The 17,183-nt window shown below is 42.8% G+C and carries 20 protein-coding genes; 8 read left to right on the forward strand and 12 right to left on the reverse strand.

Annotated elements, in window-relative coordinates; genetic code table 11:
* Window positions 1-40 precede the first annotated feature (40 nt).
* From ACZ5O6_RS02870 to ACZ5O6_RS02890, 5 genes are all read left to right on the forward strand, one after another.
* Window positions 41-2,026 (forward strand): ATP-binding protein, encoded by a 1,986-nt coding sequence (locus ACZ5O6_RS02870; protein WP_447092056.1) that lies wholly within the window; start codon window positions 41-43, stop codon window positions 2,024-2,026.
* A 57-nt stretch (window positions 2,027-2,083) separates the two neighbouring features.
* Window positions 2,084-2,449, forward strand: a complete 366-nt coding sequence (locus tag ACZ5O6_RS02875; RefSeq protein ID WP_447092055.1) for a response regulator — start codon at window positions 2,084-2,086, stop codon at window positions 2,447-2,449.
* Window positions 2,449-2,898, forward strand: coding sequence for a chemotaxis protein CheX (locus tag ACZ5O6_RS02880; protein ID WP_447092054.1), 450 nt, complete (start codon window positions 2,449-2,451; stop codon window positions 2,896-2,898). The genes ACZ5O6_RS02875 and ACZ5O6_RS02880 overlap by 1 nt, the downstream gene beginning before the upstream one ends.
* Before the next feature lie 14 nt (window positions 2,899-2,912).
* Window positions 2,913-4,220 carry an ammonium transporter gene (locus ACZ5O6_RS02885; protein ID WP_447092053.1) on the forward strand — a complete coding sequence of 436 codons (1,308 nt, stop codon included), beginning with the start codon at window positions 2,913-2,915 and terminating at the stop codon, window positions 4,218-4,220.
* A 77-nt stretch (window positions 4,221-4,297) separates the two neighbouring features.
* A complete protein-coding gene (locus ACZ5O6_RS02890) occupies window positions 4,298-4,996 on the forward strand; it encodes a hypothetical protein (RefSeq protein WP_447092052.1) in 699 nt (232 codons plus the stop codon).
* Between the two features lie 9 nt (window positions 4,997-5,005).
* Here the strand turns inward: ACZ5O6_RS02890 and ACZ5O6_RS02895 are convergent, their stop codons facing one another.
* Window positions 5,006-5,803: a hypothetical protein gene (locus tag ACZ5O6_RS02895; protein WP_447092051.1), complete on the reverse strand. Its 798-nt coding sequence runs from the start codon at window positions 5,801-5,803 to the stop codon at window positions 5,006-5,008.
* Window positions 5,804-5,995: 192 nt separating this feature from the next.
* Complete coding sequence (locus tag ACZ5O6_RS02900; RefSeq protein WP_447092050.1) at window positions 5,996-6,259, reverse strand: hypothetical protein; 264 nt, start codon at window positions 6,257-6,259, stop codon at window positions 5,996-5,998.
* A 729-nt stretch (window positions 6,260-6,988) separates the two neighbouring features.
* On the opposite strand from ACZ5O6_RS02900, the gene ACZ5O6_RS02905 reads away from it, so the two are divergent.
* The 3 genes from ACZ5O6_RS02905 (at window position 6,989) to ACZ5O6_RS02915 (ending at window position 10,042) form a co-directional block, all read left to right on the forward strand.
* Window positions 6,989-7,684, forward strand: a complete 696-nt coding sequence (locus ACZ5O6_RS02905) for a hypothetical protein (RefSeq protein ID WP_447092049.1) — start codon at window positions 6,989-6,991, stop codon at window positions 7,682-7,684.
* Between the two features lie 128 nt (window positions 7,685-7,812).
* A complete protein-coding gene (locus ACZ5O6_RS02910; protein ID WP_447092048.1) occupies window positions 7,813-8,772 on the forward strand; it encodes a DUF2971 domain-containing protein in 960 nt (319 codons plus the stop codon).
* 397 nt (window positions 8,773-9,169) lie between these two features.
* The gene (locus ACZ5O6_RS02915) at window positions 9,170-10,042 is read left to right on the forward strand and encodes a type III secretion system effector protein (protein ID WP_447092047.1); all 873 of its coding nucleotides are present in this window, start codon (window positions 9,170-9,172) and stop codon (window positions 10,040-10,042) included.
* 9 nt (window positions 10,043-10,051) lie between these two features.
* On the opposite strand, the gene ACZ5O6_RS02920 is transcribed toward ACZ5O6_RS02915, so the two are convergent.
* The 10 genes from ACZ5O6_RS02920 to nth form a co-directional block, all read right to left on the reverse strand.
* Window positions 10,052-10,585, reverse strand: a complete 534-nt coding sequence (locus tag ACZ5O6_RS02920) for a helix-turn-helix domain-containing protein (protein ID WP_447092046.1) — start codon at window positions 10,583-10,585, stop codon at window positions 10,052-10,054.
* 216 nt (window positions 10,586-10,801) lie between these two features.
* The gene (locus ACZ5O6_RS02925; RefSeq protein ID WP_447092045.1) at window positions 10,802-11,317 is read right to left on the reverse strand and encodes a hypothetical protein; all 516 of its coding nucleotides are present in this window, start codon (window positions 11,315-11,317) and stop codon (window positions 10,802-10,804) included.
* A gap of 146 nt (window positions 11,318-11,463) precedes the next feature.
* Window positions 11,464-11,688: a VF530 family protein gene (locus tag ACZ5O6_RS02930; RefSeq protein WP_447092044.1), complete on the reverse strand. Its 225-nt coding sequence runs from the start codon at window positions 11,686-11,688 to the stop codon at window positions 11,464-11,466.
* A gap of 17 nt (window positions 11,689-11,705) precedes the next feature.
* Window positions 11,706-12,227 carry a molybdenum cofactor biosynthesis protein MoaE gene (locus tag ACZ5O6_RS02935; protein WP_447092043.1) on the reverse strand — a complete coding sequence of 174 codons (522 nt, stop codon included), beginning with the start codon at window positions 12,225-12,227 and terminating at the stop codon, window positions 11,706-11,708.
* Window positions 12,228-12,229: 2 nt separating this feature from the next.
* On the reverse strand, window positions 12,230-12,526 hold the full coding sequence (locus ACZ5O6_RS02940; RefSeq protein WP_447092042.1) for a MoaD/ThiS family protein: 297 nt from the start codon (window positions 12,524-12,526) through the stop codon (window positions 12,230-12,232).
* Window positions 12,527-12,555: 29 nt separating this feature from the next.
* A complete protein-coding gene (gene moaC, locus ACZ5O6_RS02945; RefSeq protein ID WP_447092041.1) occupies window positions 12,556-13,023 on the reverse strand; it encodes a cyclic pyranopterin monophosphate synthase MoaC in 468 nt (155 codons plus the stop codon).
* Complete coding sequence (gene dapE, locus ACZ5O6_RS02950; protein WP_447092040.1) at window positions 13,020-14,186, reverse strand: succinyl-diaminopimelate desuccinylase; 1,167 nt, start codon at window positions 14,184-14,186, stop codon at window positions 13,020-13,022. Before dapE ends, moaC begins: the two co-directional genes overlap by 4 nt.
* Window positions 14,186-15,220, reverse strand: a complete 1,035-nt coding sequence (gene dapD / locus ACZ5O6_RS02955) for a 2,3,4,5-tetrahydropyridine-2,6-dicarboxylate N-succinyltransferase (RefSeq protein WP_447092039.1) — start codon at window positions 15,218-15,220, stop codon at window positions 14,186-14,188. The genes dapE and dapD overlap by 1 nt, the downstream gene beginning before the upstream one ends.
* A 102-nt stretch (window positions 15,221-15,322) precedes the next feature.
* On the reverse strand, window positions 15,323-15,670 hold the full coding sequence (locus tag ACZ5O6_RS02960; RefSeq protein ID WP_447092038.1) for an ArsC family reductase: 348 nt from the start codon (window positions 15,668-15,670) through the stop codon (window positions 15,323-15,325).
* 855 nt (window positions 15,671-16,525) lie between these two features.
* On the reverse strand, window positions 16,526-17,179 hold the full coding sequence (nth, locus tag ACZ5O6_RS02965; protein ID WP_447091223.1) for an endonuclease III: 654 nt from the start codon (window positions 17,177-17,179) through the stop codon (window positions 16,526-16,528).
* Window positions 17,180-17,183 lie beyond the last annotated feature (4 nt).

Consider the following 17,183-nt stretch of genomic DNA (forward strand, 5'->3'; position numbering starts at 1 on the left):
TGACCAATGGTTAACCCTTAATGACCTTCGAGAGAATATTATGTGGATGTTAAGTTTTGCGAAATATCGTGGCTTGTTTATTTCGACCACGGCTTTCTGTGCCTTCTTTTTGCTCTATTTATTAGTTAATGGCGTAATGCAGCGTAATACCATTGCATCTGTTGAATATGTAGCTGCCGTTACAGAAGTGCAGCATCGCCTAGATCGCTTAGGTGTCTCAAAAGATGTGATCGACGCTTTGGACGTGATTAAAACAGGTGGTACTTTACGCGCTATAGACGATGCTGAGCAGTCGATGACCTTGCTTACCCTTCCGCCTATCCAACAACATTTATCACCTGTTGCAGATAATATGGATGCAATGAGTGCGGCAATTAGTGCCGGTAATGCGAGTCAGTTACGCCGAGAAGTGGATACCTTATTAACACTTGTTATTGATAAAAAAGAACGTTCGCTTAAATTAGCCAGAACCTTAAGCGTTATCGCCGCTATATTAACGGTGATGCTCTATTTTATGGTGCTGGTGCAGTTTGTACTACGGCTGTCTAAAACCGACGTGTCTGCGGTGCAGTCTAGACAAGAAACAGACAGTATTATGTCTACGATTTCTGAAGGTATCTTTTTGCTAGATAGTCAGTTCACGATTGGAGCTGAGCAATCTGCTTCTTTAAAAGCGATGTTTAAAAGTGATAAAGATTTAGAAGGCGATTTTCTCGAATTTATTAGTCACTACGTAACGCAAAATAATGTGGGTTTAGCGCGAGAATACTTAACACTACTGTTTGGCGATAGAGTAAAAGAGCGTCTTGTAGAAGAATTAAACCCACTCAAGCAAGTAGAGGTGAGCTTGGTGAGGCGCGATGGCAGTTTTGAAAGTCATTACCTAGATTTTAAATTTAAGCGCGTATTAGTTGACGAAAAAATCAGTCACCTTTTATGTTCGGTGAATGATGTAACCAAACAAGTTTTGCTAGAACAAGAGCTCGCATCGACAAGAGAGGCGCAAGAAGCACAACTGGATATGCTAAAAAGTATATTGCATGTGGATGCGAATAAACTATCGCTTTTCTTTACTCAATCAGAAATGATCTTGCAAGATATTAATAAAACTCTTGAGGTTAAAAAGAAGGGGTTTAGCGATGCTGAAATTAGATCAACCCTGCAAAAAATAGCGGCCAAGATGCACCGCATAAAAGGTGATGCAGCGGCGCTTGGGTTACATAAATTTGAATTCTTAGCGCACGACTTCGAAGAAGAAATTGACCGTGTTAAGTCTGACAATAAAAAAATTACAGGTAAAGAGCTACTGCCGCTTATCACACTACTCAGAACCATGTTTGGTGATCTAGAAGACATGAAAACGCTAGTTGATAAGTTTTCAGGTATTCGCACGTCGACTAATGTTGCAGCATTTATTGATGACACGGATGGTGATATGGGTAGTGACACCGCTGAAATCGCCAATATATCAAGTATAGATATTGCAGAGTCGTTACAACAGTTGGTCACAACAGTGGCCTATCGCAATGAAAAATCCGTAACGCTTAAGTCTCAAGGCTTAGATGCGAATAGTGTGCCCAGCCATTTGGTAAGTGCGGTGCAAAGCATTACGACACAATTGGTGCGTAATAGCATTGTGCATGGCGTAGAATCGGTGAGCGAGCGCGAGGCAGCCGATAAACCATTACCCGCAATAATCGATGTTCGTTTTGCTACCACCAGTAAGGGATATTTTTTATCGGTTAAAGACGATGGCTGTGGTGTTGATGAAGCGTTGATTATTCAGCGTGCAGTTGATCAAGGCTTAATTTCTGCTGAAAAAGCGGCGGTACTTCCGCTTAAAAAAGCACCGGTATTTTTATTTCATCCTGGCTTCTCTATTCGTGAACAAGCAGATATTGATGCCGGCAGAGGTGTAGGGTTAGAAGTTGTTAAGCAATTAGTGGATGAAACACAAGGCAAGCTGAATGTGAGCTATGAAAAAGGCAAGTATTGTCAGTTTAGAATTCTATTTCCTCTTAGTTAATCGATAGTGAATAACAAAAATTCATAGGTTCCTTAAATAAGCAAGGTAGGCGAAAAAATGCGAATAATGGTTGTCGATGATTCTGAAATCATCAGAATTAAAATTGCCGAAGTATTGCAAGGCGAAGATTTTGAAATTGTCGGTAAAGCGCGTAATGGTGTTGAAGCGGTAAAGCAATTTCAATTACTTCGCCCAGAAATTATAACGCTGGATATTACAATGCCGTTAATGGATGGTCTTGAAACCATTAAAAAAATTGTCGAGATTGATGATCAAGTGCGAATTCTAGTCGTTTCTGCACTGGCAGATAAAGCGACATTACTAAAAGCCATGTCGATGGGAGCTTATGGTTTTTTATGTAAACCGTTTAGCGATAACGATTTAGCCGAGGCTATAGACGAATTAATTGAGGATTTAGTGTAATGAATGACGATAGCCTAGCCATGTTTGTAGAAGGGATAAGCCATTACTTTGAAACGATAACGGAAAAGCCAGCTGTGATTGGCGCACCATTTTTAGTGAAAGATATTAACGAATATCTTTCTGATTATACGGGTGTGATAGGTATTTCTGGTAATTATAAAGGCTCCGTCTTCTTTACAGCATCACAAAGCCTGTTACGCCAATTACTGTCGGTATTGGGTATTTTGGAAGCCACAGAAGATAAAATGATGGATCTTGTCGGTGAGGTAAGTAATACCATATCGGGCAATGCAAGGCGCACCTTTGGGGATCAATTTATGCTTTCAACACCGATCGTGTTAAAAGGAAAAAGTGACAGTGTAAAAGTGGCGAAGGTAGAAGAAGTGTATGTTATTCCTTTGGTGTGGCGCCAACACCAAGCTAACTTAATTATTAATTTAGAGTCGTAACTCAGAGAAATACTATGCCATTAGCCAAAATTTTTACCGGTGTTTGTCTATTTTTATTGTCGCTTTCCGTTACCGCGCAAAGTGGAGCGATAACCGATAGTGTTACTTTTGTCGAACTTAATTATTTGTGGGTAGGTATTTGTATCGCCCTAGTACTATTAATGCAATGCGGCTTTTTGTTATTAGAAGGCGGCATGGTGCGCTCTAAAAATGCTATTAATGTAATCCTTAAAAACTTTACCGATATTGGTTTAGGTTCGTTGGGCTTTTGGGCTTTTGGCTTTGGTTTGATGTACGGTGTCAATGAGACCGGGTGGTTTGGTTTATCGCACTTTTTACCCATGCAGGACGATACCGGCTTTACACTAAATTTGCTGTATCAAATGATGTTTGCGGCGACAGCGGCAACCATCGTTTCGGGTGCAGTTGCCGAGCGTTTTAGCTTTTTACCTTATATTATTAGTGCGTTTTTTATTACAACAGTTATTTATCCTCTCTTTGGTGCATGGGCTTGGGGTGGATCTGGTGATCAACTAGGTTGGTTAGCCGAGCTTGGCTTTCATGATGCTGCGGGTGGAACTGTAGTTCACTCCATTGGTGGCTGGTGTGCATTGGGTGCGTTATTAGTTATTGGCCCACGCTTTGGTCGTTACAGTCGTAAAGGGGATGTTCACGATATTGCCGGTCATAGCTTGCCCTATGTTGCCATAGGCGGTTTTATTTTATGGTTTGGTTGGTTTGGTTTTAATGGTGGCGCTGTCGCGGATGATTTTTCAAACCTGGGTAAAATATTACTTAATACCCAACTGGGTGCGGTAGGTGGTATATGTGGCGCTATTTTTTGGCTGACGGTAACAAAGCAAGGCTTCTATATGACGCGTATTGTAAATGGCGCACTGGGTGGCCTTGTTGCGGTGACGGCGGGATGTAATGTTCTACAGCCACAGTATGCGTTACTCACCGGTATTATTGCCGGTATTGTGGTTGTTACTACGGTTAACATGCTGAATCGTGTACGCATCGATGATGTGGTAGGTGCTGTTGCTGTGCATGGCTTTTGTGGTGCATGGGGAACACTGGCGCTGGCACTGTTTTTTCAAGGCGACATGTTTAATGTCGAGCGTATTGTCGTGCAACTTATTGGAATCGTGGCGGCTTTTATTTGGGCGGTTTCCACGTCTTACGTATTATTTTGGTTGATGAATAAGATCATTGTGCTGCGTGTATCGTCTAAGTACGAACAGCGTGGGCTTGATATTAGTGAACATAAAGAAATCGCCTACAGCGATTTTATGACGACTCATGTAAGAGCAGATAAGTAAGCCGTTAGCTGTATATCGGTATGTTCATAATAAGCTAACAGAGTATCAGTGACCCACAATGAAAATAGGAAAAATTCATGTCTGAGCAAAGTCATGCGTATTATCAGCGCGTTGTTTGCATTGGTTTACGTCGAGCTACTAAAGATACGGCGCTCATCCGTAGTGGTTTTTTATATTGGAATAAACAACTTGCAGATACGGATTTTGATGTATCGCTGGTTGCGAATCAATTGGTAGAGTATTTAGGGTTTGGCGTTAACGAAAAAAAAGCGTTAATGCTTACCTTTCATGCAGCCTGCAATAAACTCCTTGATGAATTGCCTGCGGTGCCCCAAGTACTACTAGATATGGCCTCACAGCAGGTTCATTCAGAGCCATCGCAAAATGAACCTTCGCCTGCGGATAAAATCGTTGCCACAAAACCGGCTTGTGTACTTACTACCGAAGCATTCTTAGTTTCGCTAATGTCCTTTTTAGGAAAATATGATGCGGAAGAACTGGCAGAGCTTTCCCGTATTTTGCGTAATGAAGGGCTCGTTGATATCGATACCTCGGTGAGCCGAGTGTTACAAGGTTGGGCTGAGCGAGGGTTAACCGCCTTGCAATTGCCACAAGATACCGACGAATCAACGTGTAAAGATATTGCGCATGCATTGTATTTATTAATGGCCGAAATTATCGGCCCTGTGATAGCCGATCGCTTAGTTAATAAAGCCATCGACCACACCTTATCTATTGCTTCGGCAGCGCGCTTCAGCCCTAGAGAATTATTGTAACGTTTAAGCCTAACCCTTCTTCTCGTAGTGCAAGTGTAGTGTTACATCGTTAAGATCAAGCAGACACTGGCTTTTTATTGTCGGGTCGGGGTTAGGCGTACCAATAAACGTCACCTGAAAATTATCCCGAATGTTCACGCCCTGATCAAACACAAAAGTGACGCTACCGTTGTCACCATCATTGCGCGAATGTCGTTTAATATAAAAGTTAGCCCCTTCTCTATAAGAAAAAATTGAACCATCAAAATCATAATCGGCAGCAGTTTTAGCAGCATCAGGCGTGATAGTGCTGCGATCCATATTAAGAGGCCATGGCCCTAAACGACGAACTGTTTCTAGTAAAGGCTTGGTGTTTACCTCACAGGCATTATTGCCTTTATTTGCAGCGGTATTTAGCGTAACAGCTAAATAGCTGAGCGTAGAATCTGCGCCTTGTACCGGATTATCAAGCTCTGCGCTGTAGGGCGATAAATCAAACTCTAGCCAACTATGATGCTCGATATTACTATCGTATTCGCATTCTGAATTGCCATTACTTAAACGCTTCTCACTTTGATAACCCACAAAACCTGCATCTAGCGGTAGACCTTTTACACTGATCTGTGCGGCATCATAAGGGTGCTTGCCGCAGCGCTCAGCAAACCCTGCTGGAGCTACTTGCTGCTCGGTAATTAACTGCTGGCGCAAATAAGGTTTTTCTGTAAAAGTGAGAGTTTCAGCGAATAGTGATGTAGATAGCATCGCCAAACTTAATACAGTCGTGGATGTTGTCATCAATCGTGCAATGGATAGTTTAGGTGTTTTCATTATCGTCCTCATCTTATTATTATCATAAAACCTAAGTACGTAGCGTGCACAATGTGCATCCGCTTTTAGACGTTATGTTGAAATATTATCATGTAATAATGTACTGGCAACCCTACGTCTTGTGCAATCGCTTTATTGGCTAAGTGTGATGTAGTCTGGGGTTTTTCATCAGGCACTTACCTTGGATGTTGCCTATCGCGTAAAAAACCGCAAAATTCGCCCAATTAACATTCTTATTTGTGCCAACAACGCGATCAAAAACCCAACCCCCAATAACACCAAGCCCAGCAGAATAACCAGCTCTTGCGTAAGCGATGGCGACAACAACTGAGAGCCAGAATACATAACAATTAGCCCCCAAAAAAAGATAACAGCGCCCAACTTAAAACGCGGAAATACAGCAGATGCAGGCGTCATATAGTAGCGATAAAGCGCTTTGAGAAATGGTGTTTTCATGTAACTGAGTATACGATATTTACAGCTCTGTGTTGTAGGTGATAAAAAAACGGTAGTGGCTGCACTTTGAAGTGTGTGTTATTCCACCTCCTAGCAGAAGGCTGCTACCCTGATGAATTTAATGGTTTTATTCATTACAGCATCTGCCATAGCTCTTCTGTTTGCTTTATATATTAAGCGAGAACAGCCCGCCGCTTACCTCTTATAATCTTGTCACTTAAATTATCATATTGTGGACATATTTATAGTGGGTGTATTTCAACACATTGCTTTGGTTTGGAATAGCGTGTTATTTTGATGGCTAATATAATGTTATGCGTCTAAGTGATTTTTTGTAATTTTAATAAGCATCTTCCCAATATTAGGGTAGGCAATATTGGGTTTTTCCCAAGTTGGGTTTGTTCGTGCTTTCGCTCTTCGTGCCATAATTAGCAAAGTACTAATTTCGGCTTTATCTCGTTCGTGGTTGCGTTCAGTTAGTTGCAATAGTTTGCGGTTTATTTATCGTAAAACAAAGGTAGTATATTCGGTGTCGCCACATAAGGTTTGTTAATTTGGCTTCACCAATAACAATCGCTGGCTTCGTTTGCACTTCGCAAGTCAGTATAAAATTAACGTCGTCCGTAGTCGCATAACAAGGCGCTGTAATCGCAGCAAAGCTGCTAGGACGCTCGCAAGCTCGCGCCTTTAAGCGCGGCGTTATGTGCAAATAGACAATCTGGAGAATAGATGTTTTTCAATGAAGAATTTATAGCGAAGGTTGAAGATAATCCTATTGTTGGAATTGTCGACGCTTGTGGGATGGTGCTCAATCGGATCGAAGAATTGAGTGATAATCAATCATGGTCAGAGGAAGAGCACGAACTATTATGGGAGTCTGCATCTTTTGTTAGGCTGATTGTTGAAGTTAATAATTTTAACGTTGATATTGAATACCCAGGTGCCACTGGAGACATAGGTATAAATTGCCAAGCTCTTTCACAATACATAAATGAAATCAGAGATAGCTTTAAGGAGCATGCTGTCAAATTAAGTGTTGAATCCTATACGAACAGGTATAAAACAGCTCTTAAAAATTCATTTTCCTATGAGTTTTCTCAAGGTGATCTAGAGCGCATTCAATCCTTAGTTAATGAATTGCGTGGTCAAATATCAGAGAATACAAATTTAGATAATGCCCATAAGCAAAGACTTTTAAGGCGTCTTGAAAACCTTCAGTCTGAATTGCATAAAAGGGTCTCCGATCTAGATAGATTTTGGGGTCTAGTGGGAGATGCTGGTGTGGTTTTAGGAAAACTAGGAAAAGATGCAAAACCTATAGTTGATCGCGTAAGGGAAATTGCTGAAATAGCATGGAAAACACAGGCTCGGGCAGAAGAGTTGCCAAGTGATTCGCCAAATCCAATGATTGAGCATGATAGCTGAAGCACATAACAAATCGGTCAATGTCGCCTACGGCTGGACAACCTTAAGCGTGGCTTCGCCACAAGGTTGCCCATTACCTTGGCGTTATGTGTCCAATATAATTCATAATGAACATCAAGGTATGCTAAATGGAAGCTAATAAAAAAAGTAGGAATTTTGGCTTTCTTGAAGCAAGCTCTTATTGTCGTGATCGATACTATCGAAAGTTTTTTCGTAAGGATTACGATGTTAATAGATTTATTTATCACTATACAGATATAAATGGTCTAAAGGGTATCGTTGAGAAAAGAGGTTTATGGCTTTCTGATGCTGTTTTCTTAAATGACACAGAAGAACTCTATAATGGTAAAAAAATAACTATAGAGTTGATTAATAATTTAAAAGATAGAGCAAATTATAGAAATTTCAATAAAGTTCTCTTGGGTGTTATTAATAAATTAGAAAGCAGTTTGTTTCAAGATAACTATGTTTGTTCTTTCTCAACTGAACCTGACAGTCTAGAACAATGGAGAGCTTATGGTAATAATGGTGAGGGGGTATGTATTGAATTTGATATAAAGAAGAAAACCGAATACCCTCACTTTCTTAGAGCTAATATATGGCAGCTGTCTAATGTTATTTATGAAGATGAAATTAAAAATTGGATAATTCACTCCATTATTTATAAATATAATTTTGAATATAATAGGTATTTTAAATCAGAAAAAGGGCTCACACATTTTGTGGAAGCGTATGTTGATAGCCTTTTTTATTCACTTGTTAGCTTTTTTATCAATTTTAAAAATATAGCCTTTTCTGAAGAAAAAGAAGTAAGGTTATATTATTCCAATGGCGATCCGCTAGAATTATTTAATAAACGATTATATAGGGCGTACAAAAATTACTTGATTCCTTATGTGTGTACTTATGATACTAAAATGAAAAAAGAAAATGGCCCAATGGAGGTTGATTTACCTCCAATATCAAAAATCATTGTTGGTCCAGCGTACAATCAACAAGTAGTTGTCGAGAGTATTAAGTACTTTATTCAAGATATAGGTTATCAAGCAGATATAGTAGACACATCTTCTATACCCTATCGAGGGTAGATGATTAAAAACTTTTTACTTTATTTGTTCTCTTCAAACAAATCACCAATATCACATTTTAAGCTTTTAGCAATTTGTTCCAATGTTTTGCGAATCAAGGGTCAGGTAAGTTGATTTTTAATCATATTTTTATACTCTATCTTGGGTTGTTTTCGCCCCGCTTGCGGAAACTATACGGTTTTTATTTACTATTAGTGCCTGAGTGTAGCACTTGAATGATAGTAGGTTTTCCGTATTAGAGTCTCTCATTGTCGCTGCTATCTATCTTATCGCCACGGCCTATCATTACTAGTGCCGATCTATTACCCACTTGCACCGTCAATTCGCTGAACTTATACGAATGGTATAAATTTTGCCTTACTGTTGTTAACGGTTAATAGCAGAAGGTAGTTAACGCATGGCGGATAATAAGTTTACGCTCACGCCTATGGGGCACCGCATGTTGCAGCGTGTGCAACATGCACAAAGTGAGCAAGCATCTTTAAATTCTGGAACTGAGAGCGGCTCTACACAGTTTTCTGATAACCAGATGGGTGATTTTTTTGCTCGCCAGCGCGCTGATCGTCAAGCGGAGGTCAATCGCTTAAGTAGTGGCTTTGTGACAACGTCGGGGGCGGTTCAGCCCGGGCCTGTAATGAGAGGGGCTTTGGGTTTGATGCGGTCGCGTTTTGATATTCAAGGGGGCAATGAGGAGAGCCGTGATCATGTAGAGATGGCGTTATCTGGCGCAACCCAAAGTATGGCTCACAATCAAGTGGTTGCGGGAGTCGGTATGGACTTATTCGGACGGATGATGAGAAATGTGGGGCGAATTACTCAGCAGAACGCTGCCCGCGAAGCCTTTAACAGCGGAACACCGCCTAGCATGCAATTGTCTTTGAGGTCTGACCCTTCGCGCGCGCCTGATGCAGAAAATGCAAGGTTAACCGTTAACATTAATGCGGGAACGGCTCCTCATTTTAATCCACAAGAGAATAGTATTTCGCTGATGACTCCATCAATACTCGACCAAACGTCTCACGAGTTGCAGCATGCGCGGGATCATTTACATGGTGACTTAAATTTAAATGAGCCGACACATCGATTGGCTTCTGAACTCAATGCATTTACCCGTCAAGACGAGGTGGCGCAACAAACAACCGGTTTGCCGCCAACAACTTTTGCAGGTAGAAACCCGACGCAAATGGCTCAGTCTTATCACGGTAAGAATAATTATCCTGGTACATTAACTAAAAGTATTGCAGCCGTTAGACAGTTTAAAGATGGATGATTCTTTTAGTTACTGCCTTTTTAGTTGTTGATAATGTGAAGGGGTCATCTTCATTTTTTGTTTGAAGAGGCGACGAAATACACTGTCGTCGGAATAGCCGAGAGAGAAAGCAATTTCTTTTACAGATTGGTGGCTAGTGATCAATAATGTGCAGGCATGGCTTATACGAACGCTATCAATAAAAGCTTTAGGCGTTTCACCGGTTAGTTCTTTTAATCTACGATTTAATGTGCGCTCAGAAACAGCCATTATCTTGGATAAGTCTTTAGTGCTCATCATTTGATAATGTGCTTTTCGAATGGCGTATTCCGCTTTCGCTAAAAATGGATTTTTAGCCGTTTGATAACCTTCGGGCACGTACAAATTTTGAGATTTTGGCATTGTATCGATGACTGAAAAGTCAGCGATGACCTTTGCTGCTTCAGCACCCGCAAGTCTTTTGACGATATGCAATGTAATTGTCACCCAAGACAATGGCCCACCTGCTGTAATAATACCGTTGTCATCAATGAACTCACTTTGCCGGTAAAGTTGCTGCGACACTTAAAGCCCAAGCTGACGATTTTATTATTGGCGGTTGGGAAAACGGTGTGCTAAAAAATATTCATAACTTTGAGATTATTGCAGAAGCAACAAGATAATGTTTCTCTTCAATGGTTTAAATTAAAGCATATTAACCCGTTGATTTTGTGGGGTGCGCTAAACCCGTACCCCTTAATACGTTATATCACTAACAATCAATAACGATAATGAATAGTGTCACTCTGGCGGCTTATATTTTGATGAAAGTTGTTGCAGGGTAACAGCATTGAGCATTACTTCACGATGAAATGAGCGGCGCTCTGCACGTAAATCTCGCGATGCGCGGCTTAGCATTTTAAGTTTGTGTTTGGCTTTTACTATCCCGCCGCGATTAATATTATCTCGATACTTTCGCATATCTAGGTGTGCAGCATAGGCGAGGTCGTGAGAATCTCCGTTGTATTTTGCAGGATAATTCTTGCGTCCATAAGTGCGGCCGCTTTTATGGAATGGTGGTGATACGCTTATGGCGGGAGCCATTTTATCGAGCCGTCTACCGAGTGGTGAATTTCGGTCTATTTTACCGACACCTAATGTTCTTCCATAACTTCGGCGAAGTGCTGCGGACGAGGGAACATGATCGCGATGCGCGCCGCTTTGCTGAGGGAGGGCTCCAAATGTTCCTACATTGAATGAACCGGTGTTTAATTCCTTTTGCTTTCTTGGGCGTAAATCATAACGATTTGATGACATAAAGTTGACGCTCACAGGACAAAATTAACAAAAAACGCATAACATTATTTCTATTCATAGGATAAGAGCACGGAAAAATTTGTCAACGGGTTAAATATCACCCAATAGCATGCGATGAAAGGTGGCACCTAATGTACGGTAAGGGTTTATTTGTTGGTAAACGTATTGATAAATAACCGTTCTACTTTCTCTCGTGCCCATGGTGTTCGGCGTAAAAATTTTAATGATGACTTGGTCGATGGATTACTCTTAAAACAATTGATATTGATATGTTGTGCGAGTTCATCCCAACCATATTCATCGACAAGTTGTGTCACGACTTTTTCTAGGGTAATACCATGTAATGGATTGTTGGGTTGTTCGGTATTCATCAGGCCTCACTCTTTGGCTACGTTTGTTGTTCGGTGGATATCCAGTGATTAGACGCTCGTGCATCGCTTGTTTTTGCCGCGACCCATTCTTCTTTGGTTGATGTTATTTCTTTTTTCCAAAAAGGCGCATCGGTTTTTAAGAAATCCATAATAAATGCGGCGGCAGAAAACGCATCGGCGCGGTGAGGGCTGTTAACGCCGATAAAAACAATTTGATCGTTCAGTGACAAATGCCCTATGCGATGAATAATACGTACGTGAGTGATTGCCCAACGCTGTTTGGCTTGATGAATAATATCGGCTAAGACTTTTTCTGTCATGCCGGCATAGTGTTCTAAAAAAAGATCGACTTTCTCAGGTTCTTTTTTATCTTTTAATGGTTCTTCTGCATTGTTGTAGAGTTCACGTACGATGCCCGTAAATGTCACGATGGCGCCAATGCTGGGTGAGTCTTTGCGCAGTTGTTGGTGTTCTTCACCTACGTCAAAATCGTGGGTTTGTATGCTAATAGCATCGGATGAATGGTGAGGGCTTGTCATATTTAACCTCCGGTCACCGGAGGAAAAAACGCGACTTCGTCGTTATTGTGCAGAAGATGTTCATCGTTAACGAGAGTTTGATTCACGGCACACAATACCGTGTTTGCAAACGCGGTTTGCCATTGGGGGCTACGTTGAGTGAGTTGTGCTTTGAGTTGTGCGACGCTGAAGTGTCCAGTCTGAGAAAGGTGGCTGGATGTAGTGGGTGGCGCTAGTTTGAATGTTTCTTGCTCGCAATCGACGTGTTCGCGTAATTGCGCAAAGTAAAGTAGCTGTAAGGTGATGACTTGATTCGTCACGCGTTTTTTACCTCAGTTTATCCGTCACATTATGGTTGGTCAGATTTTCCGCCGCGTTTTTCGGTCACTTTTATACCGCTAATGCACATGGTTTTATCAACGGCTTTGCACATGTCGTACAGTGTTAATGCTGCGACGGATGCTGCTGTTAGGGCTTCCATTTCTACGCCGGTTTTTCCATCGAGTTTGCAAGAGGCGATAATATCAACGCGTTGCTGATCAAGATTCGGAATTAGTTCCACTGTCACGCTAGTGAGTGCCAATGGATGACAAAGAGGAATTAAATCGGCACATTTTTTAGCGGCTTGAATACCGGCAATACGTGCGACAGCAAATACGTCGCCTTTTTTGTGGCCGCCATCAATAATTAGTTGTAGGGTGTTGGCTTGCATGGTGATGTAAGCGCTTGCTACTGCGATGCGCGTGGTTACCGCTTTGCCGCTCACATCAACCATGTGAGCGTTGCCGTCTTGGTTGATGTGAGTGAGTGGACTCATGCTAATAGTTTGCTCAGTATACGGGTGTAGATACGAGTGAGTGTGTTGAGGTCTTCGGCTTTGACGCATTCGTCGACTTGATGAATAGTGGCGTTAACGGGGCCAAGTTCGACAACTTGTGAGCCGGTAGGGGCAATAAAACGGCCGTCAGAGGTGCCGCCTGCGGTCGATAATTCAGTATCGATATCGGTCACTTGTTTGATGGAAGCAACCGCAGCATCAACCAAGTCGCCTTCGGCGGTTAAAAATGGTTGACCGCTGAGTCGCCAATCAATGGTGTAGTCGAGATGATGCTTTTGTAAAATTGCTTCGGTACGTTGTTGTAACACCTCGGCAGTCAGCTCGGTTGAAAAGCGAAAGTTACAAATAATATCTACTTGCCCCGGAATCACATTGGTCGCACCAGTACCGCTATTGAAGTTAGACACTTGGAAGCTAGTGGCAGGGAAAAAGTCATTGCCGTTATCCCATTGCTCTTGCGATAACTCTGCTAGCGCAGGGGCTATGCGGTGAATAGGGTTGTCGGCAAGGTGTGGATAGGCGACATGCCCTTGTTTGCCATGAATAGTTAACCATGCACCCAGAGAGCCGCGGCGACCGTTTTTAATGGTATCGCCGGTTTTGCTCGTGCTAGAAGGTTCGCCCACAATGCACCAATCGATGTGGGTTCCTTGTTTTTGTAGGTGCTCGACCACTTTAACCGTGCCATCAATCGCTGGCCCTTCTTCATCGGCAGTAATTAAAAAGGCAATACGGCCTGAGTGGTTAGGGTTTTCTGCGACGAATTCTTCGCAAGCAACGACCATCGAAGCCAAGCTGCCTTTCATATCGGCGGCTCCGCGTCCGTATAACATGCCATCTTTAATGGTTGGCGAGAAAGGCGGGATTTTCCAATCTGATTCGGGGCCTGTGGGTACCACATCGGTGTGGCCGGCAAAGCATAAGATCGGCCCGCTATCGCCACGGATGGCCCATAAGTTTTTAACGGGAATGCCCCCTTCATCGAAGGTGAGCGTTTCACAGTGAAAACCGATGGCTTCGAGTCTTGCCGCCATTAAGTCTTGGCAGCCGACATCATCCGGTGTGACTGATGGGCGTTCGATAAGGTCGCAGGCGAGTTGCAATGTCGGCGATAGTGCGTTGTTGGTCGATGATGTCATCATTAATTATTCGCGTGTAGTTCTTCGTTAAGGGCAACAGAGGATTTATTGGCAATGCATTCTACGGCGCCACTGATAGAGTTGCGTCGAAAGAGCAGGTCGCTCTTATTGGCTAAGTCGCGGGCTTTAATGACTTGAACTTGTTCGCCAGCATCGTCGAGTAAATTTACTTTGGTACCCGCTGTGATGTATAGGCCAGATTCAACGGTACAGCGGTCACCTAGTGGAATACCAATACCGGAATTTGCGCCCAATAGTGATTCTTTACCGACAGAAATAACGATATTGCCGCCGCCTGATAACGTACCCATGGTAGAGCTGCCGCCACCTAAGTCGGAACCTTCGCCAACCACTACGCCCGCAGAAATGCGGCCTTCAACCATGCTGGTACCTAATGTGCCGGCATTAAAATTTACAAACCCTTCATGCATGATGGTAGTGCCTTCACCGATGTGCGCGCCTAAGCGTACGCGAGCGGTATGTGCAATACGTACACCGGTAGGTACAACGTAGTTGGTCATTTTAGGGAATTTATCGACACAATCGACTGTGAGCAGCTCGCCTTTTAGGCGTGCATCGAGCTGGCGATCGGCTAATTCACTAAGGTCAATCGCGCCTTTGTTGGTCCAAGCTACGTTCGGCAATACGCCAAATAAGCCGGTTAGGTTAGTGCCGTGCGGTTGTACTAGGCGATGTGATAACAAGTGTAATTTTAGGTAACCTTCTGGTACTGAAGTGGGTGCATCGTCGGTTTCTAAGACGGTGACAACCAATGGTTGTTCGCTAATGGATAGCGTGGCTGCTAAGTTGGCTTGTTCCATCTCGCCAGCGTCCGATAGCATGGTGGCAATCGCGGCCATTTGCTGTTGGCTCACGTCAAATGCCTGATTGCCACCGGTGTAATCACTGGCACGTTTAATAGCATCGACGATGGCTGTTGAGGGGTTGAGTAGCGGGTCGGCATAAAAGACATCAAGCCATTGTTGTTGTTTGTTTTGAGTGCCTACGCCGAGGCCAACGCTAAAAAAATCTGTCATGGGGTAACCTTTGTTCTAACTGTTGGAATAAAAATAAGTAGTCAGTTTATTGTTCAGCCTTACTTATCGCTGGGCTGGATAACTAAACGCTAAAAAATACTATTAAAAAATGTCGCTGTAATCCGCTTCTTTAAAACCTACGCGAATATTTTCTTTGGTGTCCAGTAACGGACGCTTAATCAATGTGGGGTGTTCTACGAGAATACTGGCGACGTAGACGTGCTCGTCAGCAATTTGCTGCTTCTCGGAATTGGATAATGTTTTCCATGTGGTGCTGCGTTTGTTCACCAAAGTCCCTAAGCCAATCGCCTTAATCCATTGCTCAACTTGTTTTTCATCTAAGCCGTCGGCACGAAAATCGTGGAACTGATACGGAATATCATGAGCATCAAGCCAGCGGCGCGCTTTCTTTACGGTGTCGCAGTTTTTTATGCCAAATAAGGTGGTCATTGTGTTCTCTGTAATATGGATTACGGAAGGTGGTGTTGTGTTATTGAGGGCGCAGATTATAGCAGGTGTTGAGCGGGCTGAGTATGTTCTCCCGTTATTAACGGCTTACTTATTGCTGTGGAAAGATTTGCTTCGTTGGGCTCCATTATTGTCATACGGAATTCCATCATCGATATACTGAATTCCGCCATCGTCATACTGAACTTGATTCAGTATCTATTGGGTTTTTTCACTGCTGCCTGTGGTCGCATTGGATGCCGGATCAAGTCCGGCATGACGGTTGTTGGTTGGCATGGTGGATATTGGTTGGCGTGTGTTGGTTGGTATGGCGGTGTTGGGCTTGGTTATGGTGAAGGTCTCCATTATTGCCATACTGAATTCCATCATCGATATACTAAATTCCGCCATCGTCATACTGAACTTGATTCAGTATCTATCGGATTTCTTTACTGCTGCCTGTGTTCGCATTGGATACCGGATCAAGTCCCATAACTGTCCGGAATAATATCCCAGCCGTCATACCTGCGAAAGCAGGTATCTCTAATTGCGATTGGCTGATTGTGCTACATGATATAAAAACCACTATTTGATGGGTATTTCTCAGTTCTTGATTCAGTCACGCCACTATTCAGCGGGATTTTAGATACCTGCTTTCGCAGGTATGACAATCGTTTAAATATTAAGTGTCTATTCAGCAATAATCCGCTTTTTATCGACTATTGCAGCATTAATTGCCATTTTTGTCATTTTATTCCGGACAGTTATGGGATCAAGTCCGGCATGACCGGTGTTGGTTGGCATGACGGGTGTTGGTTGGTATGGCTGTGGTTGGTTGGCATGAGGGTGAATGGTTGGTTATGGCTTAAGAACGATTTTTGGTTTTTTTCTATTAGGATAGCAATGTGTGCAAATAGGGCAGGTGAGGCCGTAGCAGCTTCTGGCGGTGCAGTATTCGCGGCCATAGTAAATAATTTGTACGTGGAGTTTGTTCCAGCGATCTTTGGGGAATAGGCGTTTTAGGTCTTTTTCGGTTTGCGCTACGTTGCGACCGTTGGTGAGCCCCCAGCGTTGGGCTAGGCGGTGGATGTGGGTATCAACGGCGAAGGCGGGTACATCAAAGGCTTGAGACATGACAACGCTAGCGGTTTTATGGCCTACACCCGGAAGCGTTTCTAGTGCGTCGATATCTTCGGGCACTTCGCCATTGTATTGCTCGACGAGTATTGTTGATAATACAGAAATCGCTTTCGATTTTTGCGGCGATAAACCGCAGGGACGAATTACTTCTTTGATTTTTTCGACAGGCACTTTAGCCATATCGAAGGGGTTATCAGCGAGCTGCCACAATAGTGGTGTGATTTTATTAACACGCTCGTCGGTACATTGGGCGGATAATAAAACGGCAACCAGTAATGTATAAGGGTCTTTGTGATCAAGAGGAATAGGCGGCTCAGGGTAGAGTGCTTCTAGCTTATCTAAAATGTACGCCGCCCGCTCTTTTTTTAGCATGAAA

This window comes from Eionea flava, from assembly GCF_055393785.1.

Coding starts and splice junctions, on each gene's coding strand:
- ACZ5O6_RS02870 (WP_447092056.1), top strand. CDS start 41: ATGTGGATGTTAAGTTTTGCGAAATATCGTGGCTTGTTTATTTCGACC.
- ACZ5O6_RS02875 (WP_447092055.1), top strand. CDS start 2,084: ATGCGAATAATGGTTGTCGATGATTCTGAAATCATCAGAATTAAAATT.
- ACZ5O6_RS02880 (WP_447092054.1), top strand. CDS start 2,449: ATGAATGACGATAGCCTAGCCATGTTTGTAGAAGGGATAAGCCATTAC.
- ACZ5O6_RS02885 (WP_447092053.1), top strand. CDS start 2,913: ATGCCATTAGCCAAAATTTTTACCGGTGTTTGTCTATTTTTATTGTCG.
- ACZ5O6_RS02890 (WP_447092052.1), top strand. CDS start 4,298: ATGTCTGAGCAAAGTCATGCGTATTATCAGCGCGTTGTTTGCATTGGT.
- ACZ5O6_RS02895 (WP_447092051.1), bottom strand. CDS start 5,803: ATGAAAACACCTAAACTATCCATTGCACGATTGATGACAACATCCACG.
- ACZ5O6_RS02900 (WP_447092050.1), bottom strand. CDS start 6,259: ATGAAAACACCATTTCTCAAAGCGCTTTATCGCTACTATATGACGCCT.
- ACZ5O6_RS02905 (WP_447092049.1), top strand. CDS start 6,989: ATGTTTTTCAATGAAGAATTTATAGCGAAGGTTGAAGATAATCCTATT.
- ACZ5O6_RS02910 (WP_447092048.1), top strand. CDS start 7,813: ATGGAAGCTAATAAAAAAAGTAGGAATTTTGGCTTTCTTGAAGCAAGC.
- ACZ5O6_RS02915 (WP_447092047.1), top strand. CDS start 9,170: ATGGCGGATAATAAGTTTACGCTCACGCCTATGGGGCACCGCATGTTG.
- ACZ5O6_RS02925 (WP_447092045.1), bottom strand. CDS start 11,317: ATGTCATCAAATCGTTATGATTTACGCCCAAGAAAGCAAAAGGAATTA.
- ACZ5O6_RS02930 (WP_447092044.1), bottom strand. CDS start 11,688: ATGAATACCGAACAACCCAACAATCCATTACATGGTATTACCCTAGAA.
- ACZ5O6_RS02935 (WP_447092043.1), bottom strand. CDS start 12,227: ATGACAAGCCCTCACCATTCATCCGATGCTATTAGCATACAAACCCAC.
- moaC (WP_447092041.1), bottom strand. CDS start 13,023: ATGAGTCCACTCACTCACATCAACCAAGACGGCAACGCTCACATGGTT.
- dapE (WP_447092040.1), bottom strand. CDS start 14,186: ATGATGACATCATCGACCAACAACGCACTATCGCCGACATTGCAACTC.
- dapD (WP_447092039.1), bottom strand. CDS start 15,220: ATGACAGATTTTTTTAGCGTTGGCCTCGGCGTAGGCACTCAAAACAAA.
- ACZ5O6_RS02960 (WP_447092038.1), bottom strand. CDS start 15,670: ATGACCACCTTATTTGGCATAAAAAACTGCGACACCGTAAAGAAAGCG.
- nth (WP_447091223.1), bottom strand. CDS start 17,179: ATGCTAAAAAAAGAGCGGGCGGCGTACATTTTAGATAAGCTAGAAGCA.